Below are 25,915 nucleotides of genomic sequence, written 5' to 3' on the forward strand. Positions count from 1 at the left end.
GAAAGCAGGACCCATGGCCAATATTTCAGTATCGACGATGACATCAGCCGCCAGCCCGGCAAGGCGAACGGCAAACAAGAAAAGTTCGGTCGCCCATGACCGGTTGACCGTGCTCTTGCTCTTTCTGCCGCCGGCATTGCTGCTCTTCACGCTCTTCGTCATCATGCCGATGGGCGAAGCGGCCTGGTACAGCCTCTACAAGTGGAACGGCTACGGCACGCCGACCGAGTTCATCGGCCTGCGCAATTTCCAGGTGCTGTTCCGCAATGCGGCTTTCACCCAGGCGCTCCTCAATAACGGCCTGATCATCGTCATCTCGATCTGCATCCAGGTGCCGCTCGCCATCTGGCTTGCGACCATGCTCGCCCACCGCATTCCAGGCGTGGTCGGCTACCGGCTGATCTTCTTCCTGCCCTACGTGCTGGCGGACGTTGCCGCAGGCCTGATCTGGCGCTTCGTCTATGACGGCGACTACGGCCTGTTTGCCGCCGTTTCCAACTTTTTCGGTTTCGCCAATCCTTATGTGCTCGCCGACAAGGACATGGCGATCTATGCCGTGCTCGGCGTCATCGTCTGGAAATATTTCGGCTTTCACATGATGCTGTTCATCGCCGGCCTGCAATCGGTCGACAAGAGCGTGCTGGAAGCGGCCGAAATCGACGGCGCCACCGGCTGGCAGAAATTCCGCTACGTCACGCTGCCGCTGCTCGGCTCGACCTTGCGCCTGTCCATCTTTTTCGCCGTCGTCGGCTCGCTGCAGCTCTTCGACATGATCATGCCGCTGACCGGTGGCGGGCCGTCCAACTCGACGCAGACGATGGTCACCTTCCTCTACACCTATGGCGTCATGCGCATGCAGATCGGTCTCGGCAGCGCCGTCGGCGTGGTGCTCTTCATCATCTGCGTGACGCTCGCCTTCGGCTACAAAAGGATCTTCATGCGCCATGACTGATATGAGCTCTTCCATCCGCATGCGCACCTCCACACGCATCTATCTCTATGTGTCGCTGAGCCTGATCGCGGCGATCGTGCTGGTGCCGTTGCTGACGACGGCGCTCGGCGGCTTCAAGACGCTGGGCGATCTGCGCACCAACCCCTTCGGCCTGCCGACGGAGTGGCAGTGGGCGAACTATACCGACATTCTCTTCGGCGAGCGTTACTGGCTGCAGATCGGCAACTCGCTTGTCATCGCGGCCCTCACCGTACTGCTGACGCTGATCGTCTCGTCGATGGCGGCCTTCGCCTTTGCCCATGTGCGCTTCTTCGGCTCGTCCTTCCTGCTCAATTATTTCCTGCTCGGCCTGATGTTTCCGGCCGCGACCGCGATCCTGCCGCTCTTCATCCGCATCCGCGATCTCGGCCTGCTGAATACCTATTGGGGGGTGGTGCTGCCGCAGGTGGCCTTCGGGCTCGGCATGAGCATCCTGTTGTTCCGGAACTATTTCCGCAACCTCCCGGAAGAATTGTTTCAGGCGGCCTTTGTCGATGGCTGCGGTTATCTCAGGTTCTTCTGGCACGTGTCGCTGCCGCTGTCCCGGCCGATCGTCGCCACCGTCAGCATCATCTCCTTCGTCGGCAGCTGGAACAGCTACATCCTGCCGCTGATCATGCTGAACTCGGAGTCGAAATATCCCTGGCCGCTCGGCATCATGGTCTATCGCGGCGAATACGGCACGGAGTGGCAGCTGGTGCTGGCCTTCATCACGCTCACCATCCTGCCAACGATCATCGTTTTCTTCGTCGCCCAGCGGCACATCATCGCCGGTCTGACCGCCGGGGCGGTCAAGTCCTGAGCCGAACCTTTGGAGCTGCAATCATGGCATCCGTTTCACTGCACGATGTAACTAAGGCCTATGGCGCCGTCGACGTTATCCACGGCATCTCGCTTCATATCGAGGATGGCGAATTCGTCGCCCTGGTCGGCCCGTCCGGCTGCGGAAAATCGACGCTGCTGCGGATGATCGCCGGCCTCGAAGAGATCACCGACGGCGAGATCGCCATCGGCGGCAATGTCGTGAACGGCATGACGCCGCGCGAGCGCAACATTGCCATGGTCTTCCAGTCCTACGCGCTCTATCCGCATATGACGGTCGCCGAAAACATGGGCTTCAACCTGAAGCTCGCCGGCGTTCAAAAGCCTGAAATCGAGGCCCGCGTCGGTGAGGCCGCCCGCATGCTCGATCTCGCCAAGCTGCTCGACCGCAAGCCGGCCCAGCTTTCCGGCGGCCAGCGCCAGCGCGTCGCCATGGGCCGCGCCATCGTGCGCAATCCTGCCGTCTTCCTGTTCGACGAGCCGCTTTCCAACCTCGATGCGAAGCTCCGCGTGCAGATGCGCTCGGAGATCAAGACGCTGCACCAGAAGGTGAAGACGACCTCGATCTATGTCACCCACGACCAGATCGAGGCGATGACGCTCGCCGACCGCATCGTCGTGCTCAATCAGGGCAGGGTGGAGCAGTCGGGCACGCCGCTCGAACTTTACAAGAAGCCAGCCAATCTCTTCGTCGCCGCCTTCATCGGTTCGCCGGCGATGAACATGCTCGACGGTACAGTCGACGGTGAAAACGGCGCGCCCGCCGCCCGTCTTGAAGATGGCACGGCGATCCGCATCGCACCGGACCGCAGGGTCAGGCGCGGCCAGCCCGTCATCATCGGCCTGCGCCCCGAACATCTCGTTCCCGGCCTGTCGGCCGGCACGCCGCTCGCCGGCCGCACCATGCTGGTGGAGCCGACCGGCGCCCAGACCCATGTCGTCTTCGATCTCGCCGGCCAGCAGGTGACGGCAATCGTCGACGGCGAGTATCCCGCCCGTTATGGCGCCGTGTTCGAGGCAAGCATCGCCAGTGATCAGGTGCACGTCTTCGACCGTGGGAGCGGGGTGGCGCTGTAGGCGGCCGATACTGGACGCATGGCGAGCAATGGTCTATAGCCTATACCATGAGTAGGCTTCAGAATAAGTCGGTCCTGATCACGGGCGGCGCCAATGGTGCGGGCGCGGCGAGCGCAAAGCTGTTTGCCGAAGAAGGCGCCCGCGTCATGATCGCCGACCGGGATGCAAAAGCGGCGGGGGCGCTGGTGGCTGAATTGCAGGCCCGCGATCTCGACGTCCGTTTCGTCCATGCCGATATTTCCAGGCCGCAAGAGGCTGAAACCGCCTATCGGGCGGCCCATGACGCCTTCGGTCGCGTCGACATCCTCTTCAATCATGCCGGCATCATCATCGTCAAACCGTTCCTGGAGTGCACGCTTGAGGAATGGGACGAGCTGATGGACAACAACGCCAAATCGGCGTTCCTGATGACTCGGCTGGTGCTGCCGGAAATGCTGGAGCGCGGCAAGGGCGTGTTGATCTTCACCTCGACGACTGGCGTGCGCGCGGCGACGCATCTGGAGGCTCTCTATTGCGCCTCGAAATCGGCAATGCACCAGATGGCGCGCGCCCTGGCGGTGGAATATCGGGATCAGGGGATCAGAGCCAATCTGATCTGCCCCAGTTTCGTGCGGACCCACCATGGCGAGCATGAGATCGAACAATTGCGCAGCTATGGCGTCTTTGCCTCGGAAAATGATGTCAACGCCATGCAGGGGCGCATCTGCGAGCCCGAAGAAGTGGCGGAAGTCGCGCTCTTCCTTGCTTCGGATGCGTCCAGCTTCGTCAACGGCGCCGAGATCTTCGTCGACAACACATTCACGGCGGTGTGAATCGTGCTTTGGGGATTGAGACAAGTCGAACCTCAGGCGGCGCACGGCCTCGCCGTCGATCTGCTGCAGCGCCAGATCCACTCCGGTTTGTTGCTCCCGGCCGAGCGGCTGCCGGCCGAGCGCCAGCTGTCCGATCGCTTCGGAATCAGCCGCGTGACGCTCCGAGAAGCGCTGCGGGTGCTGGAAACCAATCAATATATTACGGTTCGCCGGGGCGCCCAGGGCGGCGCCTTCGTCAGCGATGAGGAGCGGCTGAGCCAGCTCGCGCGCCGCCGCATGAGCCGGGCGCCGGCGATGACGATGCGCGTGGTCGAGTTCCTCACCGTCAATCAGCTGGCGGCCGCCCGGCTGGCGGCGGTTCGGCGTGGTACGGCCGATCTCAAGCGCATGCGCCAGGCGATGGATATGATGACATCGGCGGAAAACGGGCCGCAGCGCAAACAGTCCGAAGCCCTGTTCTTTCTTGCCCTTGGCGATGCGACGCAGAACCCACTGCTGTCACGCGCCATCGAAGACGGGCTGGCCGAGCTGTTTTTGCCCTTCGAAAAGGCGGCCCCCGAAGCGTCCGCGTCCAACGCATTGAAATCCTTCGAGCATCTGTTCCAAGCCCTCGGCAGCGAGGACGCCGCTTCCTCCGAGGCTGCCATGGCGGACCTGCACGCCCAGCTGTGGGACACCGTCCGTCGATTGACCCGGAACGCCGCCTGATTTCTTCAGAGCAGGATGCCGAAAAGTGCGAGCGGTCCCTTCCGACGGCATCTGCTCTAACTCTTTAATCCAAAAAAGGATTCAGATTTCCGGCTGATCCGGCTCGGGATTCATCCTGTTCCCGCATTCAAAATGCGCTTGACAACTGCCTTCCGATTTAATGGTATTAACCTCATACCATTGATCCAATGCGGGAGGCATCATGAACGTCACGGCGAGCATGTCTAGGGAACTGGTGGTGAACGGGCGGCTGCGAGGGCGCACGGCCATCATCACCGGCGGCGCAAACGGGATCGGCCGCGCTGCCGCGCGCATGTTCGCGGCTGCCGGCGCCAGAGTGGCGATCCTCGATATCCAGGCGGAGGCCGGCAGCAGCGCTGTCGCCGAAATCGAAACGGCGGGCGGGCAGGCCATGTTCCTGCAGACGGATGCCTCGGATACGGCGGCGGTCCGCGCCGCGCTTGCGGCAGTCGTCGCCAAATGGGGCGTCGTCGATACGCTTTTCAGTCATGCCGGCACGATCATCGTCAAGTCGCTGCATGAAAGCACCGACAGCGATTACGAGCGTCTGATGAACATCAACGTTCGCTCATCCTTCGTGGTCTGCCGAGAAGTGGTTTCGCACATGCTTGAAAACGGCGGCGGCTCGATCGTCATCACCTCGTCGATCGGCGGCGAGAAGGGCTTCGGCCTCGAAAGCCTCTATTGCATGACCAAGGGTGCGGTCCTGCAGCTCGCCCGTTCCATTGCCATCGAATATCGCGACAGGGGAATTCGGGCCAATGCCGTCTGCCCGGGCTTCGTGAAGACGGCCCACGGACTTCGCGAAATCGACGAGCTCGACGGGCTCGGCCAGAAGTGGAACGAGGCGGACCTGCATTCGGTGCAGGGCAGGCTTTGCGAGCCGGAGGAGGTGGCCGCGGCCGCACTCTGGCTTGCTTCGGACGAGGCGAGCTTCGTCAACGGGTTGGCGCTCTACGTCGACAACGGTTGGTACGCCAAGGGTTGAACTGCAACACAACACGAAAAGGGGAATGCAATGAAACGGCTTATGACTTCTGCAATCATGGCGCTCAGCGTCGCGACCGCCTCTCCCTCGATGGCTTTTCAGCCGGAGTCCGACCAGACGATCAAGCTGATGATCGCCGACTGGTCGTCAATGGCGATCGACACCGAGATTCTCAACATCATCCTGTCGACCTACGGCTACAAGGTGGAAAAGGTGGTCGCCGACGATACCGCCCGCTATCCGGGCTTCGAGGCGGGCGACCTGACGATCGCGCTGGAGACTTGGCAGACCACGCAGAACGAGGTGTTTGCCGCTTCGCTCGCGACGGGCAAGATTCTCGACATGGGCGAGCTCGGCCCGCATGCCAAGGAGGACTGGTGGTATCCGGCCTAGATGGAGGAGAAGTGCCCGGGGCTGCCGGACTGGCAGGCATTGAAGAAGTGCGCCGAAGCTTTCTCGACGCCGGAGACCGCGCCGAAGGGACGGTATCTCGGCGCGCCCGTGAGCTGGGGTGGCTACGACGAAGAGCGTATCAAGGCGCTGGATCTGCCCTTCGAGGTCGTTCATGCCGGCACGGACGCGGCGATGTTCGCCGAACTGAAATCGGCCTATGAGCGCAAGGCGCCGATCATTCTGTGGGTCTATGAGCCGCACTGGGCGCCGACGGTCTTCAAGGGCTCCTTCATCAAATTTCCGCCCTATGAGTCGGCCTGCTATTCGGATCCGTCCTGGGGCGTAAACCCGGAAGCCGCCTACGATTGCAGCAAGCCGGAAGGCTGGATCAAGAAGATGGCCTGGGCCGGCGGCGAAAAGGTCTGGCCTTGCGCTTACGACATCACCCGCAAGTTCACCGTAGACGGCAAGGAACTTGGCCAGCTGGTCTACGAGGTCGACGTCAACGGCCGCACCGTCGAGGATGTCGCGATGGAATGGGCGAAGAAGAACGAAGCCACTTGGCGTTCCTGGGCTGCCTGCGCGGAAAAGTAGGATAGCGGCGGGAGCCGGCGGACCCGGCTCCCGCTAAAGCGCGTCGCGTCAAACTTGATTCATGCGACGCGCTTTAGCTCTTTGTCTTTGCGCATGTCGTTGCCGCAAAACCGCTTCACACTTTTGCGCGACATGCTTTGTCGATTTGGGAGAACGAGATGACCCATAGCCTCGCACACCCCAGGGAGATGTCGCTTTGGCGCAGCCACTGGACCTATGTCGCCGTGCCGCTGGCGATCATGGCTGCGGCGCTTTTTCTCCCCGGACCACTGGTGCATCTGCCCGATTGGGCGGTTCTGCCGCTGTCTGAATACGTCGGCAGAGGATTGAACTGGTTCGCGCGCGACGCGGCGATCGGAGAGATGAAGATCGCCGACGCCACCCGGGCGCTGGCCGCAATCGCCGAGGCGCCGATCCTGTGGCTGAAGATGCTGCTTGTCGATGGCTGGGTGAAAGGCGCAGGCTTCAACAAGGTGCATATCGCTCCGCCCTTGAGCTGGGTCGGCGTGATTTTGGTGACCGCGCTGATCGCCTTGCGGGTCTCAGGACGTTCCCTGGCAATCCTGACGCTGGCGGCGGGCGCCTATCTTGTTGTCTTCGGCCTCTGGATCTCGGCGATGATCACGCTCGCCTCCGTCCTGCTATGCGTGGTCTCCGGTCTCGCATTGGGACTGGCGATGGGCATGTGGGCCTATCGTTCGCCGGGCGCGGAAGCCGGTTTGCGGGCGGTCATGAATATCATGCAGACCGTGCCGATCTTTTCCTATCTTCTGCCAACGCTGCTTCTGTTCGGCTACGGACCGAGTGCTGCCCTGTTTGCCACGGTGGTCTATGCGCTGCCGCCGATGGTGCATGCCACCGTGCTGGCGTTGCGCTCCGTACCCGCCGAAACGCTCGAACTGGCGCGGATGACCGGATGCAGCCGCAGGCAGACCCTGTGGAAGGTCGAATTGCCGGTGGCGATGCCGCAGCTTGCGATCGGCCTCAACCAAGTGGTGATGATGACGCTGAACATGGTGATCATCGCCTCGATGATCGGCGCCGGCGGCCTCGGCTACGACGTGCTGCGCGCGCTGCGCCGTCTCGATTTCGGCGCCGGCTTCGAGGCGGGCATGGGGATCGTCGCGCTGGCCGTCGTGCTCGACCGGCTGACGCAGGCGGCCGCCCGCAACCAGTCGACGGGCCGCCACAGGCTTTGGCGCCGCCGCGATACCGTTCTCGCCCTGTCGCTGCTCGCGGTGCCGACGGCGCTCAGCTTCGCGGTGCCGGCACTTGCCGCCTGGCCGGCCGGATGGACGTTGACGACGGCACCTTTCTGGAACGGCGCGGTGAGTTTCATCAATCAGACCTTCTATGGGCCGCTGGAAGCCATGCGCACCGCCATGCTGCTCGGCGTGATGAACCCGTTCCGCGATCTGCTTCAATCGGCACCATGGAGCGTCATCATGCTGCTGCTGGCCGCGGCGGCCTATGCCCTGGGCGGTCTGCGCACCGCCGCATTGGTCGTGCTGCTGATCCTTTTCATCGCTCTGACCGGTTATTGGGAGGCGGCGATGTCGTCCGTCTACCTGACGGTTTTGTCGGTGGCGATCGCCCTTGCCATCGGTCTGCCCCTGGGAATCTGGGTTGCGGGGTATCCGAGGCTGCACGGGCCCGTGCAGTTAGTGCTCGATACGCTGCAGACCCTGCCGACCCTGGTCTACCTGCTGCCGGCTGTCATGCTGTTCCGCAATGGCGACTTTTCGGCGCTGATCGCCATTGCCTCTTATGCCATAGCGCCGGCCGTACGCTACGGCATGGCGGGAATGGCGCATGTGCCGCATGAACGCATCGAGGCCGGGCTGATGTCGGGCTGCACCCCGTGGCAGACCTTTCGCTTCGTGCGCCTGCCGTCCGCCTTGCCGACGCTTATTCTCGGGGTCAACCAGACGGTGATGATGGCATTGTCGATGCTTGTTATCGCCGCTCTCGTCGGCACGCGGGAGCTGGGGCAGGAGGTCTATACCGCGCTCGCCCGGGGCCAGACCGGGCCCGGCATCGTCGCCGGTCTCTGCGTCGCCTGCATCGCACTGATTGCCGATGCATTGTTGAAATCCGGAGCCGCGCGTGCTGCCGGGCGTGAAGGAGATGTCCATGTCTGATGCCTATCACCACTCACCGGGCCGGACTGCGCCTGCCGCGCTCGAAGCGAGCGGCGTCTGGAAAGTCTTCGGTGCTGATGCCGCCTCTTTCGCCCGGCGTCCCGCCTCCGCCCGCACGCCGGAAGCACTGGCCGCCGCCAAGATCGTCGGCGCGGTGCAGGATGCGACCTTCCGGATCGCCCGCGGCGAGGTCTTCGTCATCATGGGCCTGTCCGGCTCGGGAAAATCGACGCTTCTTCGCTGTCTCACCCGATTGATCGAGCCCACCGGAGGTGAGGTTCATTGTCACGGCGAGAATATTCTGAAGCTGAGCGACAAGGCGCTGGTCGAGATTCGCCGCCGCCGAATGGGCATGGTCTTCCAGCATTTTGCGCTGCTGCCCAATCGCACCGTTCTCGGCAACATCGCTTTCCCCCTGGAGGTCCAGGGAATGCCGCGCGCCAAGGCCGAGGCGCGGGCGCGGGAGCTGATCGATACCGTGGGACTGGCGGGGCGAGAGGCCCGCTTTCCCGCCGAACTTTCCGGCGGCCAGCAGCAGCGCGTCGGCATCGCCCGGTCGCTCACCACCAATCCGGAATTCTGGTTTCTCGACGAGCCGTTTTCGGCGCTCGATCCGCTCATCCGTGCCGATCTCCAGGCGGAGGTGCTGCGGCTGCAGCAGACCCAGACGCGCACCGTCGTCTTCGTCACCCATGATCTGGATGAGGCCATTCGGCTTGCCGACCGGATAGCCATCATGGAAGGCGGGCGCATCGTTCAGATCGGAACGCCGGAAGAGCTGGTGACGCGGCCGGCGACCGACTATGTCCGCCGCTTCGTCGCCAAGGTGCCGCCGGCCCGCGTCGTGCGGGTATCCTCGCTGATGACCCCTGGGCAGGGGCAGAATGCCACTTTCGGAGTGAGGGCCGGTTCGACGATTTCCGAGATCGCGCCGGAGCTCGTCTCTGCCACCGGCGCTTTGCCGGTCCTCGATGCCGGCGGCAGACAGATCGGATCGCTCGACCGCCAGCGGGCGCTTGCGACGCTGGCGGCGAGTGGCTGATCGCGGACTGACCGTCCTCGATCAGCGCTTGCTTTATTCCGCCGCGATTTGCGAGACGCCGTTGGCCTGGACGATCTTTTCCAGCAGCGCGAGCTCTTCCTGTGTGAGATCCGTCAAGGGCGGGCGAACGGGGCCTGGATTCTGGCCGAGGACGCGAAGCCCCGCCTTGATGATCGAGACGGCATAACCCTTCTTGCGATTGCGGAGCGCGACGAAGGGGAAGAAGAAGCCCTTGAGGATTTCGTCGACGGTCGCCTGGTCGCCGGTGCGCAAGGCGCCATAAAAGCGCTGGGCGAGGGCCGGGACGAAGTTGAATACCGCCGAGGAATAGGTGGTCACGCCGGCGGCGAAATAGGCTTGCGCATAGACCTCATGGGTCGGCATGCCGCCGACATAGACGAGGCGGTCGCCGAGCCGCGTGGTGATCTCGATGACCTTGTCGACATCGCCGACGCCGTCCTTGAAGCCGATCAGGTTCGGGCATTCCTCCGCAAGCCGCGCGATGCTGTCGGCCGTCAGGATGGCGTTGTCGCGGTTATAGACGATGACGCCGATGCCGACCGACTGGCAGACCGCCTTGACATGGGCGATCAGCCCGGCCTGTTCGGCAAACATCAGATAGGGCGGCAGCAGCAGCAATCCGTCGGCTCCGGCCCTTTCGGCCGCCTGTGCGATCTCGATGGCAAGCGACGTGCCGTAGCCGGTTCCGGAGATAATCGGCGTATTGCCGGCCGATGCCTTGGCGGCGCGGACGACCTGAGGGATCTCGGCGGGATTGAGCGAGAAGAACTCGCCGGTGCCGCCGGCGGCAAACAAAGCGGCGGCGTCGTAGCCGGCAAGCCACTCGACGTGACGGCGGTACTTCGCCTCGTCGAATTTCAGCTGGTCGTCGAAATGCGTCACCGGAAACGATAGCAGACCACTGCCGACGGCCTTCTTCAATTCAATCGGGTTCATCATCAAGTCCTATTCCTTAGGTGTTGAAAATCGGCCGTGTCAGGCGTTGTCGAGCACTTGCAGAAGCGCTGCGATATAACCGTAGCAGAAGGCGAATGCGGTGGCGGAAGGGTCCTGGCCGCTGACGGTCGGCACGTGATCGGGCATCAGCATGTATTTGTAGCCGACTTCCTTGTAGATCCGGGCCGAGCGGACCATGTCCATGTCGCCCTCGTCGGGGAAGGTCTCCATGAAGGAGAGCTTGCCGCCGCGAATATTGCGGAAGTGGACGTTGAAGATCTTGTTGCGCTCTCCGAACCAGCGAATGATGTCGTCGATCTCCTCGCCGGGATTTTCGAGCATCTCGCCGATCGATCCCTGGCAGAAATTGAGGCCGTGATAGGGGTTTTCGCGCATCAGCACGAACTTCTTGAGGCCTTCCACCGTGCCGAGGACACGGGTGACGCCGCGATAACCCGGCGGCGTATAAGGATCGTGCGGATGGCAGGCGAGCCTGACGCGATTGCTTTCGGCGACCGGCACGACGCGCTCGAGGAAATAGTCGATCCGTTCCCAGTTTTCATCTTCGGAGAGAACGCCGGCAAGGCCGGGTGCTGCCTGCTGATCGGTCTTGTCCCAGCGGAAGCTGGCGTTCAGCGAGCCGCCGCGTCCCGGCTCGTCTGGCGTGCGCGGGATGCCGATCAGGTTGAGATTATATTTGACCGCGGGAATGCCGGCGGCCGCGACATTCTCGATCATCTTGCAGACGGCATCGATCTGTCTGTCACGCTCGGGGCCGGCAAGCAGGATGTCGGGATAGGACGCCTTCTCGATCGGCTGCGAGGGCAGGGGCAGCTGGATCATGTCGAGGATCAGGCCGAAGCTTTCGACCTTGTCGCGATGGCGCTCGATATCGGCAAGCGTCCAGCTGCTCGGCTTTCCCGGCGGATCGGCGCTGATATGTTTGACGCCCAATTGCGCGAAGATGCGATAATCGTCATCGTCGCGCGCTGCCACCTGTGTTCCCAGATACATCAGAGACCCTCTCAAATTCAGTGATGTCATATGACATAATATGAATTTTTGAGAGAGTCGAGCCCTATTGCTGCTCGGCGAGCATGCGATAGCGACGTTGGCTTGCCATCATATGTGCGCGCATCGCCTGGCGGGCGCGCTCCGGATCCTGGTCGGCGATGGCCGAGAGGATTTCGACATGTTCGGCGTAAACCTTCTGGAGGTAATCGCGGTCATTGGCTTCGGGGAGTGTCGGAAACTGGCCCCGAGGGATGGCGCGCGGGCCGAAATGGCGCAGGACGTCGACGTAGAATCGGTTGTTCGTGGCGGCGGCGATCGCCATGTGGAAGGCGTAATCCGCCTCCACCGTCTGCTGTCCTGTCTCGATGAGCTGCGCCATTCTGCGGTTGGCTTCGCGAATCGCCGCCTCCTGCTCGGCCGTGCGGCGATAGGCTGCGATGGCTGCGGCTTCACCCTCGGCCGCCATGCGAAACTCCAGCAATTCCAGGGTTTCCGGAATGCTTTTGATTTCGACGGGCGTCAAGGACAACGCCGAATGCGCCTTGGGATCGGCGACGAAAACGCCTTTGCCCTGGATCGGCTTGACGAAGCCTGCCGCTCTGAGATCGGCAATGGCCTCGCGCACCACGGTGCGGCTGACGCCGAATGCCGATTCGAGCTGCGGCTCGGTCGGCAGCTGGTCACCGACGCGCAGCTTTCCCGTTTCGATTTGCGCTCGCAGCTGATCGATGACCTGCTGCGCCAGTCTTTGCCGACCCCGGCTGAATGTCGTCATTTTCCGTTCCCCAATCCGCTTCCATCAAGTCGCCCGTTCGGGTCTTGCAAATCGTATCGGACTTGGATAAATCATAATACGACATACGGACGACATAATATGTCTCTCAATAGTAGTCCAGGGAGGAGCCACAATGAAGCATTTTTCTAAAGGCTTGTTCGTCGGCGCCGTCATCGGCGCTCTGACGGTCGCTGCACCGCAGCTGCAGGCAGCCACGCCGAAAGACCAGCTGGTGATCGGAACGTCGCTGGCGCAGGTTCTGTCCCTCGATCCGCATCAGGCCACCGAAGGCAAGGCGGTCGAGATCATGTCGAACCTCTACGACCGGCTGGTCAACAGCACGGCTGACGGCGAGATCGTGCCGCAGCTCGCCGAAAGCTGGAAGGTTGACGACAAGGGCATCACCTTCACGCTGCGCCAGGCCAATTTCGCCTCCGGCAATCCGGTGACATCGAAGGATGTCGTCTATTCTCTGGGGCGGCTGTTGAAGCTCGACCAGGCCGCTGCCGCCAACCTCAAGCGCGTCGGCTATGACAAGAACAATATCGACAAGCTCGCCACGGCAGTCGATGACAAAACCGTACGCATCGATTTTTCCGGCCAGGTCACGGCCGAGATGTTGCTCTACCGGCTCGCGGCATCGACGACCAGCGTCGTCGACAGTGTCGAAGTGCAGAAGCATGTCGCCGACAACGATTGGGGAAATGCCTGGATGCGCACGCATTCGGCCGGCTCAGGCCCATTCACCCTCAATCGCTGGTCTCCGAACGAACTGGTGATTCTCGATGCCAATAAGGACTACGTGGCCGGCGCTCCGAAGATGAAGCGGGTCATCGTCCGTCACGTTCCGGAAAGCCAGGTCGAGCGCCTGATGCTCGAACGCGGCGATATCGATATTGCCAGCGCGCTGACGGCATCCGACCTTGCGACGTTCAACGACAAGCAGGGCTTTACCATCCAGCGTATTCCGACTGGCGGTTTCTACGTGCTGTCCATGAATGCCGGCAATAAATACCTGTCCAATCCGAAGGTTCGCGAGGCCATTGCCTACGGCATCGACTACAAGGGCATCGAGAAGACGATCATGGGGCCGTACGGACGGGCGAGAAACGTTCCCGTTCCGGAGAATTTCGAATATGCCATTCCGAACCCCGATTGGCATCTCGACGTCGAAAAGTCCAAGCAGCTGTTGAGCGAGGCAGGGTTCAAGGATGGTTTTACGCTGTCGCTGAAGACGATCGCGCAAACGCCGCGCATCGACCTTGCAACGGCCATCCAGGCATCGCTCGCCCGGGTCGGTATCAAAATCGACATCCAGCAGGGCAACGGCTCGGAAATCATTGCCGCCCACCGAGCCCGGGATTTCGATCTGCTGATCCCGCAGACCAGCGCCTACATGCCGAATGTGCTCGGCTCGATGGAGCAGTTCTCTTCCAATCCCGACAATTCGAAGGAGGCCAACAATGCCGGAAACTTCGTCTGGCGCTCGGCCTGGGACATTCCCGAGCTGACGGCCCTGACGGCCAAGGCATCGATGGAGCCTGATCCGAAGAAGCGCGGCGAACTCTATGTCGAGATGCAGAAGATGTTCGTGGAGCAGAAGCCGGCAGTGCTTCCGATGTTCGAGCGTTTCGAGCCGATCGTCCTGTCGAGCAAGGTCCAGGGATATGTCGGGCATCCCACTCAGCTGACGCGTCTCGAGAACGTCATGAAGTCTGAAAAAACCCAGTAATACTCCCGAGGCAGCCGATCATGAAGGAACTCTCTGTAGCCGAATTTGGCCGACGCCTGGCGCATTTGCTGGTCAGCCTGTTCATCCTCTTATGTGTGACCTTCGTGATCGGCCGCGTCCTGCCCACGGATCCCGTCGGCGCGATCGTCGGCGAACTCGCCGATCCCGCCGCCTATGCCGCGATGCGGACGCGCCTGGGGCTCGATCTGCCAATCTATCAGCAGTTCTTCCTCTATCTGAACGGGCTCGCCCATGGTGATTTCGGCACGGCTGTGCTCACCGGCAATCCCGTCTCTTCGGACCTCGCGCAGGCCTTCCCCGCCACATTCGAACTTGCAACGCTGGCGGTGATCATTTCCACCTTCGTCGGTGTACCGCTTGGCCTGGTCGCGGCGCTGTTTCGCGACAGCCTGATCGATAAGATCGCCCGGGTTGTCGCCTTGGTTGGCCATTCGATACCGGTCTTCTGGTTCGGCATCGTCGGACTCGTCATTTTTTATGCCGGGCTCAACTGGGTCGGCGGACCGGGCAGGGTCGATGTCTTCTATGAAGGCCTCGTCACCCCGCAGACCGGGCTGCTGCTGATTGACAGCCTGCTGCAGGGCGAGACGGAAATCTTCTGGAACGCGCTCGGCCACATCATCCTGCCGGCCATCATCCTCGCTTACGCCGCGATGGCCTATATCACCCGCATGACCCGCAGCTTCACGCTGGAGCAGTTGAGCCAGGACTATGTGATCGCCGCCCGCGCCAAGGGCGTCAGCCCGACCGGAACGATTCTGCGCCACGTCCTGCCCAATATCGCAGTGCAGCTGATCACCATTCTTGCCATTTCCTATGGCGGGCTGCTCGAGGGCGCCGTCGTGACCGAGATCGTCTTCTCCTGGCCGGGCATCGGCCAGTATATGACCAACGCGCTGATGATCGGCGATATGAACGCCATCGTCGCAGCCACCATCATCGTGGGATTCATCTTCATGTTCCTGAATTTCCTGGCCGACGTCGCCTACGCCGTGCTTGATCCGCGCATGCGGGAGGCTGCCCGATGAGCGATGCCGTTCACAGCGAAATCAGGATCCGTCCTCCGAGCGTGCCGAGCCGCGTTGCAGCCTCTTTTGCGCGCGCCGGCCGGAAACTGGCCGACGAGCCGCTCGGTCTTGCCGGCTTCATCGTCCTCGGCATCCTCTGCGTGGTCGCGATCTTCGCGCCGCTTCTGGCGCCCTATGATCCGACCATTCAGGCGCTTGGCGACGCCCTGCAGCCTCCGAGCCTCGCTCATCCGGCGGGTACGGACGAGTTCGGTCGGGACATCCTCAGCCGCCTCATCTTCGGCACGCGCATCACCATCCAGACCGTGCTTGCGGTCTCACTGATCGTCGGGCCGATCGGGCTGCTGATCGGCGTCGTCGCCGGTTTCTTCGGCGGCAATACCGATGCCTTTTTGATGCGCGCCACCGATATCGTGCTATCTTTCCCGTCGCTGATCCTGGCGCTCGCCTTTGCCGCCGCCCTCGGCGCGGGATTGGGCACGGCGATCATCGCGATCTCGCTCACCGCATGGCCGCCGATCGCAAGACTTGCCCGGGCAGAGGCGCTCGTCGTCAGAAACGCCGATTATGTGGTCGCCGCCCGCCTTTACGGCGCGTCACCGATGCGCATTCTTCTTCTCTATATTGCCCCCATGTGCATTCCGTCGGTGATCGTTCGCCTGACGCTCAACATGGCAGGCATTATCCTGACGGCAGCCTCGCTCGGCTTCCTCGGCCTCGGCGCCCAGCCGCCCGCGCCGGAATGGGGCGCGATGATCTCCAACGGCCGCAAGTTCATGCTCGATTACTGGTGGGTCGCCGTCATGCCGGGTATCGCCATCCTGCTGACGAGCCTTGCCTTCAACATCGCCGGAGATGCTCTGCGCGACATTCTGGATCCCCGCCATGCAAGGTCGTGAAATGCAAGATCGTGATCTCCAGCCCGTTCTTTCGGTCAAGGAATTGAGCGTCCGTTTCGGGCGGGGCGCGGTGCCGGCCGTTTCCAACGTCAGTTTCGATGTGGGGCGCGAACGTGTCGGCATCGTCGGAGAATCCGGCTCCGGCAAGTCGACGACCGGCCGCGCCATCATGCGTCTTCTGCCGCCGGCAGCCGTAGTCTCTGCCGAGCGTCTGGATCTTGCCGGCAGTTCGCTTCTCTCGAAAAGCGAGCGTCAGATGGGCGCGCTTCGCGGCAAGGATATCGCGCTGATCATGCAGGACCCGCGCTATTCGCTGAATCCGGTTCTCTCCATCGGCAAGCAGATCGCGGAAGCCGCGCGCCTTCACCTCGGCCTGCGCGGCAAGCCGGTGCAGGATGCTGTCCGCGCTATGCTGGAGCGCGTGCGCATCAGCGATCCGGACCGGGTCATGGCGCTTTATCCCCACCAGATATCCGGCGGCATGGGCCAACGCGTGATGATCGCGATGATGCTCTTGGCGCGGCCGAAGCTCGTCATCGCCGACGAGCCGACCTCGGCTCTCGATGTCAGCGTGCGAAAGGACGTGCTGCTGCTGCTCGACGAACTGGTGCGCGAAAACAATTCGGGTCTGCTTCTGATCAGCCACGACATTCGCATGGTCGCGGCCTTCTGCGAGCGCATCATCGTCATGTATGCCGGCCGGATCGTCGAAACCCTGACCAGCCTGGAAGATGCTCGCCATCCCTATACGCGCGGGCTGATATCGGCGCTGCCCGACCCGAAGAACCCTGTCCGCCGGCTTGCGGTTCTCGACAGGACGAAACTCGATCTGGAGGCGGCACAATGATCAATGTCCGTGACCTCGATGTCGTCTTTTCCCAGGGCAAGAACAGCAACCATGTCGTCAGGGGCATCAATTTTCAGGTCAAGCCCGGCGAGACGCTCGGCATCGTCGGAGAATCCGGCTGCGGCAAATCGACGGTGCTGCGCTGCCTTGCCGGCATGGAGGCCGGCTGGACAGGCGAGATCGAACTCGGCGGAAAACCGATCGGGAAGAAGCGCTCCCGCGAGGAACTGACGCTCGCCCAGATGGTGTTTCAAGATCCCTACGGGTCCTTGCATCCTCGCCATCGCATCGGCACCGCGCTCGCCGAGCCGCTGCGCGCCATGCGGCATTCCGATATCTGGTCCAAGGTCGAAAAGGCATTGGTCCAGGTGGGCTTGCCGGCGAGTTTTGCGAGCCGCTTTCCGCATGAGCTTTCCGGCGGCCAGCGGCAGCGGGTGGCGATTGCCCGAGCCCTGATCCTGTCGCCGCCGATCCTGCTGCTGGACGAGCCGACATCGGCGCTCGATGTCTCGATCCAGGCCGAAATCCTCAACTTGCTTGCCGATCAGCGCGAAGAAAAGCGGCTGACCTATCTGCTCGTCAGCCACGATCTCGCGGTCATCGCTCATATGTGCGACCGGGTGTTGATTATGAAGAACGGCGGTTTCGTCGACGAACTCACCAAGGCGGATCTGCAGGCCGGCACCACGCATCATGCCTATGCGCGCGAGCTGTTCGAGGCGAGCTTTATGGAAGCTTAAGGGCGGCGCCGGAGTTTTTCAGCGGGTGTCGTATTCTGTGGCGAGCAAGGACCACGCCTGTCTGAGGCAACCAAAAGAAAGCCCGCGCCGAAGCGCGGGCGAAATTTCACATCAGACAGCGTTAGTGGCTGTTCTTGTGGCTTTGTTGACCAGCCTTTACATGCTGCTCATGGCTGCCGCCGCGGGATCCGCTGGACTGCGCGTCGCGGCCGCCTGAGGCGCTGCGGGTTTTGGAGTCGTTCTTGTGGCTCTGCTGCCCGGCTTTGACGTGCTGTTCGTGGGTTCCACCTTGGTTTGCCATTTGGTTTCTCCTTGGTTTCTTCAATTTGAGGCCACGTCGACCTCGCTAGGCCTAATCCCGCGTCAGTGCATGCGTTCCGCATTTTAATATTTCGTGATCGAGGAAGCGGACCGGGCGGGTAGGGAGCTCGTCTGCCCATTCGTTGGCCATCGGAAGAAAGCGGAAAAATCCCGATATTCTCCAGCTCCGCCGCGTCCGCTTGGCGCGGTCCGCCACCTCCATGTGGGAATGCGGTTTTCAGCCGAAGGTTCCAGGAAAATCAACCTCATCCGCTCGCGCTGCGACCCGCCCTGCGGCCTGCGGGCTCTTTCCAAATGGACAGGGTGCTCTAGCTTACAGGGCACCTACGAAAGGAGGAAAACCATGACCGACGCACCGAACACGGCGACCCCGGCGCGAAGAGTTTTGCGTGGCCGCCCCTACAGCATCGGCGAGTTTGCGAGAAAATACCGGCTCGACGACAAGGAGGCGAAGCGGCTCTACGAAAAGTTCGGCCCATCCGCCACCGAGCTCGACCTGTTGATGGCCGCAAAGCGGCGCCCGCCCGGCCTGCCGACCAGTCTGGACGCCTGACGGTTTCGATGAGGATCCGAACCGGACGCTGCCTTTGCGGAGCGGTCGCCTACACGGTGGAAGGCGAGCCGCTTCGCGTTGGTCTCTGCCATTGCGCCGATTGCCGCAAATCGAGCGGCTCCGCCTTCGTCTTCTTTGCCGTCTGGCCGCGCCAGGCATTCTCTTACAGCGGCGAGATCGCCACCTTCTCCGGCCGCAGCTTCTGTCCCGTCTGCAGCAGCAGGCTATTTTGTCTCCAGGAAGCGGCGGCTGAAATCCGCCTGGGATCGCTCGACAGTCCGCCGACCGACCTAGCGCCCGATCATGAGATCTGGATCAAACGGCGCGAACCATGGCTGCACCCTTTGCCCGGCGCGGGTCAATTTGACCAGGATTCGGACTGACGGGTGCTTGTCCTACCGAAACTTGACTTTTCTTACCAATATTTCATTTCCCCCATCCGCAATTCCGTGCCAGTTCGGCGGCAACGCTAATCGTCGGTTCATCTGCAGTGTGATTATTTCGCTGCTGAGGCCGAGACGGCCCTGACTGATCGAGGACGACATGAACAAAATTATAAGCGGCAACGAAACCGGAGCAAAGGCTGGCGCAACGCCCGACCTCGCAGCGGTTCTTGCCGCGTCGGGAAAGCAAGGCAAACGCCGCCGCTGGCGCGGGCGCCTGTTTATCCTCCTCGTCGTCATCGCCGCCGCTGCAATCGCAGCCTATGCCTATATGGGCCGCGGGCGCAGCGAAATGAGCTATGCCACCCAGCCGGCTAAACGTGGCGACCTGACGGTGCTCGTCACCGCCACCGGCTCGGTGCAGCCGACCGAGCAGGTGGATATATCGAGCGAACTTTCCGGTACGGTCCGCGACGTCAACGTCGATTACAACAGCTCGATCAAGGCAGGCGATGTGCTGGCGCTGCTCGACACCAACAAGCTTGAGGCGGATGTGAAGAGCTCACGTGCCAAGGTCAATTCGGCCAAGGCAAACGTCGCCAAGGCGAATGCCGATCTGGAATCGGCCAGCACCTCGCTCGAGCGGCTGAAGAGCCTTGTCCGGAGCAATGTCTCCACCCAGCAGAGCCTCGACGACGCCACCTACAAATATGATTCCGCCGTTGCCGCCAAACAGATCAACGAAGCCGAGGTCCTGGCCTCGGAAGCAGATCTGCAGCTTGCCGAGGTCAATCTCGCCAAGGCGAAGATCGTCTCGCCCATCGACGGCGTGATCCTGACCCGCTCCGTTAATCCGGGCGCCACGGTCGCTGCCTCGCTTTCGGCGCCGGTCCTCTTCACCATCGCCGGCGACCTGAAGAAGATGGAGCTGCAGGTCGATGTCGACGAGGCCGATGTCGGCCAGATCGCGGTCGGCCAGAAGGCGAAGTTTACCGTGGACGCCTATCCCGACCGGGCCTTTCCCGCCGAGATCGAGCAGATCCGCTTTGCTTCCGAAGTGGTCAACAATGTCGTGACCTACAAGGCGGTACTCTCCGTCGACAATGCCGATCTGCTGCTGCGCCCCGGCATGACGGCGACGGCCGATATCACCGTCGAGGCCATCAAGAATACGCTGATGGTGCCGAACAGCGCGCTGCGTTATGCTCCGCAGCAGACCGAAATGCGCGGCCGCGGCATTTTCGGCCTCTTCGGTCCGCCGCGCCAGCGCCGCAATGCCGGTCCGGCGCTGACGGGCGCCGAGCGCCGCGTCTGGGTGCTGCGCAACGGCCGCCCCGCGCCCGTCGTCATCCAGGCCGGTTCGTCCGATGGCCAGTTCACCCAGGTCGTCTCCGGCGAACTCAAGGAAAACGACGCGCTGGTGACCGACGCCACGGTGCGGACGAACTAGGCGGAGACACGGATGGCAAGCCCGCCGCTCATCGAATTCAGGCAGGTCTCGAAAATCTACGGCGAGGGCGAGGCGGCGATCCGCGCGCTCGACCGTGTCGACCTTGCGATCGACGCCCATGAATTCGTCGCGATCATGGGGCCATCAGGCTCCGGCAAGTCGACGGCGATGAACATCCTCGGCTGTCTCGACGTGCCGAGCGGCGGCGATTACATCTTCCAGGGCATCCCGACCAGCGGTTTCGACCGCAGCCAGCTGACGCTCCTGCGCCGCCACATGCTGGGTTTCGTCTTCCAGGGCTTCAACCTGCTGTCGCGCACATCGGCGGTCGAAAATGTCGAACTGCCGCTGATCTATCGCGGCATGGCGGTGCGCGAGCGGCGGGAGCGGGCGCGGGAAGCCCTGGCGCTGGTCGGCCTCTCCGGCCGCGAACATCACAAGACGCAGGAACTGTCAGGCGGCCAGCAGCAGCGCGTCGCCATCGCTCGCGCCATCGTCACCGAGCCGGCGCTGCTGCTCGCCGACGAGCCGACGGGCAACCTCGACACGAAAACCAGCGTCGAGATCATGGATCTGATGACGCGGCTAAACCGCGAGCAGGGCATCACCATCGTCATGGTCACGCACGAGCCCGATATTGCCGCCTATGCCCAACGGCTGCTGCGTTTCGTCGACGGCAAGCTGGAGACTGAGCTCGAGCACCGGAGGAGGGCGGATCATGTTCTTTGAGACGCTGAAGCTCGCGCTGCGCGCCATCAGCCGCAACTTGCTGCGCTCCTTCCTGACAGTGCTCGGCGTCGTCATCGGCGTTGCCGCGGTCATCGCGCTGGTGACGATCGGCAACGGCACGACCGCGCAGGTCTCGACCGAGCTGTCGCGGCTCGGCACCAACATGCTGTTCGTGCGCCCCGGCCAGTTCGGCCCCGGCCGCGCGAGTTCCGAGGCGCGGCGCTTCTCGCTCAAGGACGTGGCGGCGATCCGCGATCAGGTTTCCGGCCTGCGGGCGGTCGCGCCCGCCAACCAGTCGACGGCGACGGTCATCTTCGGCGGTCAAAACCATTCCACCACGGTCTACGGCACGACCAACGAATATCTCGTGGCCCAGGACTGGAGCCTGACGGTCGGGCGCAATTTCACGCCTGCCGAGGAACGCGGCCAATCGCGTTGCATCATCGGCGGGACGGTGCGCGAGCAGCTCTTCGGCGGAGCCGATCCGATCGGCCAGCAGATCCGCGTCGGCAAGGTCTCATGCCCCGTCATCGGTGTGCTTGCCAAGCGCGGCCAGTCCGGCATGGGTAATGATCAGGATGATGTCGTGATTATGCCGGTGAAAGTTTTCCAGCGGCGCATCAGCGGCAGCTCCAACGTGCCGACCATCGTCATTTCCGCGCGCGACGGTGTCTCCACAGCCAAAGTGCAATCCGACGTCGAAAATCTTCTGCGCGAACGCCGCAAGATCATTCCCGGCCGCCAGGACGATTTCAACGTCAACGACATGACTCAGATCGCCGAGGCGATGACCGGCACGACGACGCTCTTGACCGGCCTGCTCGGCGCGGTCGCCGCCATCAGCCTGCTTGTCGGCGGCATCGGCATCATGAACATCATGCTGGTCTCCGTTACCGAGCGCACCCGCGAGATCGGCATCCGGCTGGCGATCGGCGCGCTCGAAAACCAGGTGCTCACGCAGTTCCTGGTCGAAGCCGTGGCCCTATCGCTCTTCGGCGGCATCACCGGGATCGTATTGGGCCTGACCCTCGGCTTCGGGGCCGTAACGCTCCTGAAAGTCCCCTTCGTCTTCAGCCCGATGATGATCGCCGTCGCCTTCCTCTTCTCCGCCGCAATCGGCATGATCTTCGGCTATTTCCCCGCAAGACGGGCCGCCCAGCTCAACCCGATCGAGGCGCTACGGCATGAGTGAGATAAGCGGCCGATTTTCAGCGAGGCTCCGTATCCACGTTATCTGTTTGTCTCCTTGACGATATAGCCATGGCTTGCCTTGAGTTTTCGGGCGTGTCAGTATGTGATATATCAGTTTCGGGCGGATTTCGGGCATGCAGACTTCACAGAGCCATCTCGCCTATCTGGCGCTAGAGCATCTGATCGTCACGCTGGCGCTGAAACCCGGAGCGCTCGTCACCGAAAAGCAGCTGATCGATATGGCCGGTCATGGGCGCACGCCGGTGCGTGAGGCAATCCAGAAGCTGGCCTGGCAGGAGTTGATCCTGGTGAAGCCGCGTGTCGGGCTGCAGATTGCCGAGATCGCGCCGGAGGATCATGCCAATGTCATGCAGGTGCGCCGCGAACTGGAGCCGATCGCCGCAAGCCTTGCTGCCGAACATGCGACGGACGAACAGCGTGCGCGTCTCATTGATTGCGCCCGGGCGATGGATGATTGCGCGCTGACCGGCGATCTCGCCGGCTTCTTCGCCGCCGACAAGGCCTTCGACGAACTCTTGGAAGATGCCTGTCCGAACGGCTTCATCATGGCGGCGCTCGGCCCGGTACAGACGCATTCGCGCCGCCTCTGGTATTCCACCGCAAGCCCGGAACGCATGGACCGCGCCATCGCGCTGCATGTCACCGTCATCCGCGCCATTCATCAGGGCAGGGCGGATGAGGCGCGCGCCGCCATGGCGGTGCTGATCGATTATCTCGCCCACAAATAGAAACGGCCCCGTTTCCGGAGCCGCTGTCAGATCTGATCGTCGGAAAGATCTCAGCCGACGAAAGCGCGCTCGATGACGAATTCGGCGGGCTTGCTGTTGGCGCCTTCGTTGAGGCCGGCCTGCTCCAGCAGTTCCTTGGTGTCCTTCAGCATGGCCGACGAGCCGCAGATCATGCCGCGGTCGATCGCCGGGTCGAGCGGCGGCACGCCGAGATCGGTAAACAGCTTGCCCGAGGAAATCAGGTCGGTGATGCGGCCGCGATATTCGAAATCCTCGCGCGTGACGGTCGCATAATGGCGCAGCTTGTCGCCGACCACTTCCTTCAGCAGTTCGTCGTTCTGGATCTCGTGCACGAGGTCGAAGCCGTATTTCAATTCGGCGACATCGCGCGTCGTATGCGTGAGGATGACTTCCTCGAACTTCTCATAGGTCTCGGGATCGCGGATCAGGCTGGCGAAAGGCGCAACGCCCGTTCCCGTCGAGAACATGTAGAGGCGGCGGCCGGGGGTCAGCGCGTCGAGCACCAGCGTGCCCGTCGGCTTCTTGCGCATCAGTACCTGGTCGCCCGGCTTGATCGCCTGCAGATGCGAGGTTAGGGGGCCGTCCGGCACCTTGATCGAGAAGAATTCGAGCTCTTCGGCCCAGGCGGGGCTGGCGATCGAATAGGCACGGAAGACCGGCTTGCCCTCGACCATCAGGCCGATCATCGCGAATTCGCCCGAACGGAAACGGAAGCCCTGCGGCCGGGTCATGGTGAAACGGAAGAGCCGGTCGGTATAATGCGTCACGGCAAGCACCGTCTCGGCGTAGACGCCGGCAGGGATGGACGAGGCGAAGTCTTCGGTCTTTGCAGGCGCGTTCATTGCGGTAGAGGATCCCGTTTCGTCGATGAACTGATCGGATGCGAGGCAGATATTACATATCCGGCCGGAATTAAAGGCATTCCATTCCACGCAGCCCTCCTGAAGGGAAATATGCATGTCATTGTCAGGATTCAATGGCCTGTGGCGAATGTCACATTTCCCGCTGGCGAAGCCCGGCAAAGGATGCATATTAGAGCGGCGCGCCGGGGCCGGATGCCGGTTTTCGGAAAAAACGGTGCGACAACAAAGACCTACGACATTGAGCCCGATTCAGAGACGGGGTCGGGTGATCGTGGCGAAAGACGCTTGCCGGGGCGAGCGCGATAAAGCGGTCGGGGGAATATGAAGATTTTCAATTACAAGCGTGTTCCTTACGCGGAGATGCGCGCCTTTTCCGTCCATATCCTGACGGCATCGGGTTCCTTCCTCGCCTTTCTCGGCGTTGTGGCCGCCGCCGAGCATCGCTTCATCGACATGTTCTGGTGGCTCGGCCTTGCGCTTCTCGTCGACGGCATTGACGGGCCGATCGCCCGCAAGGTGCGCGTCAAGGAAGTGCTGCCGAACTGGTCCGGCGATACGCTCGACAATATTATCGATTACGTCACCTATGTGCTGCTGCCGGCCTTTGCGCTCTATCAGAGCGGCATGATCGGCGAGCCATGGTCCTTTGTCGCCGCCGGCATGATCGTCGTCTCCAGCGCCATTTATTATGCCGATATGGGCATGAAGACGGAGGAGTATTTCTTCTCCGGCTTTCCCGTCGTCTGGAACATGATCGTCTTCACGCTGTTCGTCATCGATGCCAGCGCGACGACGGCGCTCATCGTCGTGACCGTTTCGGTGGTGCTGACCTTCCTGCCGATCAATTTCCTGCATCCGGTCCGCGTCAAGAGGCTGCGGCCGCTCAATCTCGGTATTTTTCTCCTGTGGTCGGCGCTTGGCGTCTATTCGCTGCTGATGCATTTCGAAACGCCGGAATGGGCTCTCATTCTCTTCATCGTGACCGGAATCTATCTTTACGTCATCGGCGCGGTGCTGCAATTCTTCCCCGCCCTCGGACGCAACGCTTAGGACAGGCAAGATGACCAAAACACAGGCGGTTTCATTCTCTAGGACAGGCGGTCCGGAGGTTTTCGACTATGTCGAAGTCGATCTCCCGCCGCCCTCGGCAGGCGAGGTGCAGATCCGCCAGGCGGCGATCGGCCTCAATTTCATCGACGTCTATTTCCGCAACGGCACCTACAAGGTGCCGCACCTGCCCTTCGTCACCGGCAAGGAAGGAGCCGGCACCGTGACCGCGGTCGGTCCCGGGGTTGCGGATTTCAAGGTCGGCGACCGTGTCGCCTATGCCAGCGCCGATGGCGCCTATAGTGTCGAGCGCAATATCGAGGCGCGCCATCTGGTGCATGTGCCCGATGGCATAGAGCTTCAAACGGCGGCCGCGATGATGCTGAAGGGCATGACCGCAGAATATCTGCTCAACCGCACCTTCAGGGTCGGCCCCGAGACGGTGCTCTTGTTCCATGCGGCGGCCGGCGGCGTCGGGCTGATCGCCGGCCAGTGGGCAAAGGCGCTCGGCGCCACCGTCATCGGCACGGCGGGCTCCGAAGACAAGGTCGGGCTGGCGCTCGTCCATGGCTACGATCACGTGATCAACTACAAGAGCGAAGATTTCGTTGCGCGCGTCCGGGAGATCACCGGCGGCAAGGGCGTCGATGTGGTCTATGATTCAATCGGCCGCGATACTTTTCCACAGTCGCTCGACTGCCTGAAACCGCGCGGGCTTTTCGCCTCTTTCGGCCAATCCTCCGGGCCGATCGAGAATTTCACCCTGTCCGCGCTGGCACAGAAAGGTTCGCTCTTTGCGACGCGCCCGACGCTCTTCACCTATATCGCCGCGCGCCAGGAACTGATCGACAGTGCGAAAGCGCTATTTGATGTTGTGCAAAGCAACAAAGTGCGTATCAATGTCAATCAAACCTATCCGCTGCGTGAGGTTGGGCGGGCTCACGCGGATCTGGAAACAAGAAAAACAACAGGAACGACGCTGCTGATTCCATGAGATCCGAACGGA

At 62.1% G+C, this 25,915-nt stretch carries 26 protein-coding genes and 1 pseudogene; 22 read left to right on the plus strand and 5 right to left on the minus strand.

From position 1 onward, the window contains the following. Positions 1-13 precede the first annotated feature (13 nt). The 9 genes and pseudogenes from CO670_RS03840 to CO670_RS03880 all read left to right on the plus strand — a co-directional run bounded on the left by CO670_RS03840 (position 14) and on the right by CO670_RS03880 (position 9,589). Positions 14-952, plus strand: coding sequence for a sugar ABC transporter permease (locus CO670_RS03840; protein WP_097589041.1), 939 nt, complete (start codon positions 14-16; stop codon positions 950-952). Then, positions 945-1,793 (plus strand): carbohydrate ABC transporter permease, encoded by an 849-nt coding sequence (locus tag CO670_RS03845; protein WP_097589042.1) that lies wholly within the window; start codon positions 945-947, stop codon positions 1,791-1,793. Before CO670_RS03840 ends, CO670_RS03845 begins: the two co-directional genes overlap by 8 nt. 23 nt (positions 1,794-1,816) lie before the next feature. After that, entirely contained in the window at positions 1,817-2,890 is a 1,074-nt protein-coding gene (gene ugpC / locus CO670_RS03850) for a sn-glycerol-3-phosphate ABC transporter ATP-binding protein UgpC (protein ID WP_097589043.1), read from the plus strand. Positions 2,891-2,937: 47 nt separating this feature from the next. After that, entirely contained in the window at positions 2,938-3,702 is a 765-nt protein-coding gene (locus tag CO670_RS03855; protein WP_097589044.1) for an SDR family oxidoreductase, read from the plus strand. Between the two features lie 15 nt (positions 3,703-3,717). Beyond that, entirely contained in the window at positions 3,718-4,410 is a 693-nt protein-coding gene (locus CO670_RS03860) for a GntR family transcriptional regulator (RefSeq protein WP_245425741.1), read from the plus strand. Between the two features lie 202 nt (positions 4,411-4,612). After that, positions 4,613-5,419: an SDR family oxidoreductase gene (locus tag CO670_RS03865; protein WP_097589046.1), complete on the plus strand. Its 807-nt coding sequence runs from the start codon at positions 4,613-4,615 to the stop codon at positions 5,417-5,419. Between the two features lie 30 nt (positions 5,420-5,449). Next, positions 5,450-6,406 (plus strand): annotated as a pseudogene (locus CO670_RS03870) (ABC transporter substrate-binding protein). 158 nt (positions 6,407-6,564) lie between these two features. Beyond that, a complete protein-coding gene (locus tag CO670_RS03875) occupies positions 6,565-8,547 on the plus strand; it encodes an ABC transporter permease subunit (RefSeq protein ID WP_097589047.1) in 1,983 nt (660 codons plus the stop codon). Continuing rightward, positions 8,540-9,589, plus strand: coding sequence for an ATP-binding cassette domain-containing protein (locus tag CO670_RS03880; RefSeq protein WP_097589048.1), 1,050 nt, complete (start codon positions 8,540-8,542; stop codon positions 9,587-9,589). Before CO670_RS03875 ends, CO670_RS03880 begins: the two co-directional genes overlap by 8 nt. Before the next feature lie 33 nt (positions 9,590-9,622). Here CO670_RS03880 and kdgD read toward each other — a convergent pair whose 3' ends face one another. From kdgD to CO670_RS03895, 3 genes are all read right to left on the minus strand, one after another. Then, positions 9,623-10,549, minus strand: a complete 927-nt coding sequence (gene kdgD / locus CO670_RS03885) for a 5-dehydro-4-deoxyglucarate dehydratase (protein WP_097589049.1) — start codon at positions 10,547-10,549, stop codon at positions 9,623-9,625. 36 nt (positions 10,550-10,585) lie between these two features. Continuing rightward, the gene (locus CO670_RS03890) at positions 10,586-11,560 is read right to left on the minus strand and encodes a mannonate dehydratase (RefSeq protein ID WP_097589050.1); all 975 of its coding nucleotides are present in this window, start codon (positions 11,558-11,560) and stop codon (positions 10,586-10,588) included. 64 nt (positions 11,561-11,624) lie between these two features. Then, entirely contained in the window at positions 11,625-12,335 is a 711-nt protein-coding gene (locus CO670_RS03895; RefSeq protein WP_097589051.1) for a FadR/GntR family transcriptional regulator, read from the minus strand. Between the two features lie 133 nt (positions 12,336-12,468). On the opposite strand from CO670_RS03895, the gene CO670_RS03900 reads away from it, so the two are divergent. Genes CO670_RS03900 through CO670_RS03920 form a run of 5 tightly spaced genes read left to right on the plus strand, consistent with a single transcriptional unit; the run spans position 12,469 to position 17,602 of the window. Beyond that, positions 12,469-14,067 (plus strand): ABC transporter substrate-binding protein, encoded by a 1,599-nt coding sequence (locus CO670_RS03900; protein WP_097589052.1) that lies wholly within the window; start codon positions 12,469-12,471, stop codon positions 14,065-14,067. 20 nt (positions 14,068-14,087) lie between these two features. Then, positions 14,088-15,116 carry an ABC transporter permease gene (locus CO670_RS03905; protein WP_097589053.1) on the plus strand — a complete coding sequence of 343 codons (1,029 nt, stop codon included), beginning with the start codon at positions 14,088-14,090 and terminating at the stop codon, positions 15,114-15,116. Then, the gene (locus CO670_RS03910) at positions 15,113-16,015 is read left to right on the plus strand and encodes an ABC transporter permease (RefSeq protein WP_097589054.1); all 903 of its coding nucleotides are present in this window, start codon (positions 15,113-15,115) and stop codon (positions 16,013-16,015) included. Before CO670_RS03905 ends, CO670_RS03910 begins: the two co-directional genes overlap by 4 nt. Position 16,016: 1 nt before the next feature. Then, positions 16,017-16,862 (plus strand): ABC transporter ATP-binding protein, encoded by an 846-nt coding sequence (locus CO670_RS03915; protein ID WP_097589055.1) that lies wholly within the window; start codon positions 16,017-16,019, stop codon positions 16,860-16,862. After that, positions 16,859-17,602, plus strand: coding sequence for an ABC transporter ATP-binding protein (locus CO670_RS03920; protein ID WP_097589056.1), 744 nt, complete (start codon positions 16,859-16,861; stop codon positions 17,600-17,602). Before CO670_RS03915 ends, CO670_RS03920 begins: the two co-directional genes overlap by 4 nt. 121 nt (positions 17,603-17,723) lie before the next feature. On the opposite strand, the gene CO670_RS03925 is transcribed toward CO670_RS03920, so the two are convergent. Next, positions 17,724-17,903, minus strand: a complete 180-nt coding sequence (locus tag CO670_RS03925) for a hypothetical protein (protein WP_097589057.1) — start codon at positions 17,901-17,903, stop codon at positions 17,724-17,726. A gap of 363 nt (positions 17,904-18,266) precedes the next feature. Between CO670_RS03925 and CO670_RS03930 the strand changes: the two genes are divergently transcribed. From CO670_RS03930 to CO670_RS03955, 6 genes are all read left to right on the plus strand, one after another. Then, a complete protein-coding gene (locus tag CO670_RS03930) occupies positions 18,267-18,476 on the plus strand; it encodes a hypothetical protein (protein WP_064838439.1) in 210 nt (69 codons plus the stop codon). Between the two features lie 8 nt (positions 18,477-18,484). Continuing rightward, positions 18,485-18,859: a GFA family protein gene (locus CO670_RS03935; protein ID WP_097589058.1), complete on the plus strand. Its 375-nt coding sequence runs from the start codon at positions 18,485-18,487 to the stop codon at positions 18,857-18,859. 160 nt (positions 18,860-19,019) lie between these two features. Beyond that, positions 19,020-20,309 (plus strand): efflux RND transporter periplasmic adaptor subunit, encoded by a 1,290-nt coding sequence (locus CO670_RS03940; protein ID WP_097589059.1) that lies wholly within the window; start codon positions 19,020-19,022, stop codon positions 20,307-20,309. 12 nt (positions 20,310-20,321) lie between these two features. Then, a complete protein-coding gene (locus CO670_RS03945) occupies positions 20,322-21,038 on the plus strand; it encodes an ABC transporter ATP-binding protein (RefSeq protein ID WP_097589060.1) in 717 nt (238 codons plus the stop codon). Then, on the plus strand, positions 21,028-22,230 hold the full coding sequence (locus tag CO670_RS03950) for an ABC transporter permease (RefSeq protein ID WP_097589061.1): 1,203 nt from the start codon (positions 21,028-21,030) through the stop codon (positions 22,228-22,230). The genes CO670_RS03945 and CO670_RS03950 overlap by 11 nt, the downstream gene beginning before the upstream one ends. Positions 22,231-22,363: 133 nt before the next feature. Next, positions 22,364-22,978 carry a GntR family transcriptional regulator gene (locus CO670_RS03955; RefSeq protein WP_097589062.1) on the plus strand — a complete coding sequence of 205 codons (615 nt, stop codon included), beginning with the start codon at positions 22,364-22,366 and terminating at the stop codon, positions 22,976-22,978. Between the two features lie 50 nt (positions 22,979-23,028). Here the strand turns inward: CO670_RS03955 and CO670_RS03960 are convergent, their stop codons facing one another. Further along, on the minus strand, positions 23,029-23,841 hold the full coding sequence (locus CO670_RS03960) for a ferredoxin--NADP reductase (protein WP_004673785.1): 813 nt from the start codon (positions 23,839-23,841) through the stop codon (positions 23,029-23,031). 342 nt (positions 23,842-24,183) lie between these two features. On the opposite strand from CO670_RS03960, the gene pcsA reads away from it, so the two are divergent. Together pcsA and CO670_RS03970 are read left to right on the plus strand one after the other, a co-directional pair. Beyond that, positions 24,184-24,912: a phosphatidylcholine synthase gene (gene pcsA / locus CO670_RS03965; RefSeq protein WP_097589063.1), complete on the plus strand. Its 729-nt coding sequence runs from the start codon at positions 24,184-24,186 to the stop codon at positions 24,910-24,912. Between the two features lie 10 nt (positions 24,913-24,922). Beyond that, entirely contained in the window at positions 24,923-25,903 is a 981-nt protein-coding gene (locus tag CO670_RS03970) for a quinone oxidoreductase (protein ID WP_097589064.1), read from the plus strand. Positions 25,904-25,915 lie beyond the last annotated feature (12 nt).

Origin of the sequence: Rhizobium sp. J15 (assembly GCF_002531825.1) — a bacterium.
GTDB lineage: Bacteria > Pseudomonadota > Alphaproteobacteria > Rhizobiales > Rhizobiaceae > Rhizobium.

Excerpts from the sequence above, each read along its gene's own strand:
- CO670_RS03915 (WP_097589055.1), top strand. The coding sequence starts at position 16,017 with ATGCAAGATCGTGATCTCCAGCCCGTTCTTTCGGTCAAGGAATTGAGC.
- kdgD (WP_097589049.1), bottom strand. The coding sequence starts at position 10,549 with ATGATGAACCCGATTGAATTGAAGAAGGCCGTCGGCAGTGGTCTGCTA.
- CO670_RS03900 (WP_097589052.1), top strand. The coding sequence starts at position 12,469 with ATGAAGCATTTTTCTAAAGGCTTGTTCGTCGGCGCCGTCATCGGCGCT.
- CO670_RS03955 (WP_097589062.1), top strand. The coding sequence starts at position 22,364 with ATGCAGACTTCACAGAGCCATCTCGCCTATCTGGCGCTAGAGCATCTG.
- CO670_RS03895 (WP_097589051.1), bottom strand. The coding sequence starts at position 12,335 with ATGACGACATTCAGCCGGGGTCGGCAAAGACTGGCGCAGCAGGTCATC.
- CO670_RS03970 (WP_097589064.1), top strand. The coding sequence starts at position 24,923 with ATGACCAAAACACAGGCGGTTTCATTCTCTAGGACAGGCGGTCCGGAG.
- ugpC (WP_097589043.1), top strand. The coding sequence starts at position 1,817 with ATGGCATCCGTTTCACTGCACGATGTAACTAAGGCCTATGGCGCCGTC.
- CO670_RS03905 (WP_097589053.1), top strand. The coding sequence starts at position 14,088 with ATGAAGGAACTCTCTGTAGCCGAATTTGGCCGACGCCTGGCGCATTTG.
- CO670_RS03925 (WP_097589057.1), bottom strand. The coding sequence starts at position 17,903 with ATGGCAAACCAAGGTGGAACCCACGAACAGCACGTCAAAGCCGGGCAG.
- CO670_RS03855 (WP_097589044.1), top strand. The coding sequence starts at position 2,938 with ATGAGTAGGCTTCAGAATAAGTCGGTCCTGATCACGGGCGGCGCCAAT.
- CO670_RS03845 (WP_097589042.1), top strand. The coding sequence starts at position 945 with ATGACTGATATGAGCTCTTCCATCCGCATGCGCACCTCCACACGCATC.
- CO670_RS03890 (WP_097589050.1), bottom strand. The coding sequence starts at position 11,560 with ATGTATCTGGGAACACAGGTGGCAGCGCGCGACGATGACGATTATCGC.
- CO670_RS03910 (WP_097589054.1), top strand. The coding sequence starts at position 15,113 with ATGAGCGATGCCGTTCACAGCGAAATCAGGATCCGTCCTCCGAGCGTG.
- CO670_RS03875 (WP_097589047.1), top strand. The coding sequence starts at position 6,565 with ATGACCCATAGCCTCGCACACCCCAGGGAGATGTCGCTTTGGCGCAGC.
- CO670_RS03940 (WP_097589059.1), top strand. The coding sequence starts at position 19,020 with ATGAACAAAATTATAAGCGGCAACGAAACCGGAGCAAAGGCTGGCGCA.
- CO670_RS03960 (WP_004673785.1), bottom strand. The coding sequence starts at position 23,841 with ATGAACGCGCCTGCAAAGACCGAAGACTTCGCCTCGTCCATCCCTGCC.
- CO670_RS03920 (WP_097589056.1), top strand. The coding sequence starts at position 16,859 with ATGATCAATGTCCGTGACCTCGATGTCGTCTTTTCCCAGGGCAAGAAC.
- pcsA (WP_097589063.1), top strand. The coding sequence starts at position 24,184 with ATGAAGATTTTCAATTACAAGCGTGTTCCTTACGCGGAGATGCGCGCC.
- CO670_RS03930 (WP_064838439.1), top strand. The coding sequence starts at position 18,267 with ATGACCGACGCACCGAACACGGCGACCCCGGCGCGAAGAGTTTTGCGT.
- CO670_RS03865 (WP_097589046.1), top strand. The coding sequence starts at position 4,613 with ATGAACGTCACGGCGAGCATGTCTAGGGAACTGGTGGTGAACGGGCGG.
- CO670_RS03950 (WP_097589061.1), top strand. The coding sequence starts at position 21,028 with ATGTTCTTTGAGACGCTGAAGCTCGCGCTGCGCGCCATCAGCCGCAAC.
- CO670_RS03840 (WP_097589041.1), top strand. The coding sequence starts at position 14 with ATGGCCAATATTTCAGTATCGACGATGACATCAGCCGCCAGCCCGGCA.
- CO670_RS03945 (WP_097589060.1), top strand. The coding sequence starts at position 20,322 with ATGGCAAGCCCGCCGCTCATCGAATTCAGGCAGGTCTCGAAAATCTAC.
- CO670_RS03880 (WP_097589048.1), top strand. The coding sequence starts at position 8,540 with ATGTCTGATGCCTATCACCACTCACCGGGCCGGACTGCGCCTGCCGCG.
- CO670_RS03935 (WP_097589058.1), top strand. The coding sequence starts at position 18,485 with ATGAGGATCCGAACCGGACGCTGCCTTTGCGGAGCGGTCGCCTACACG.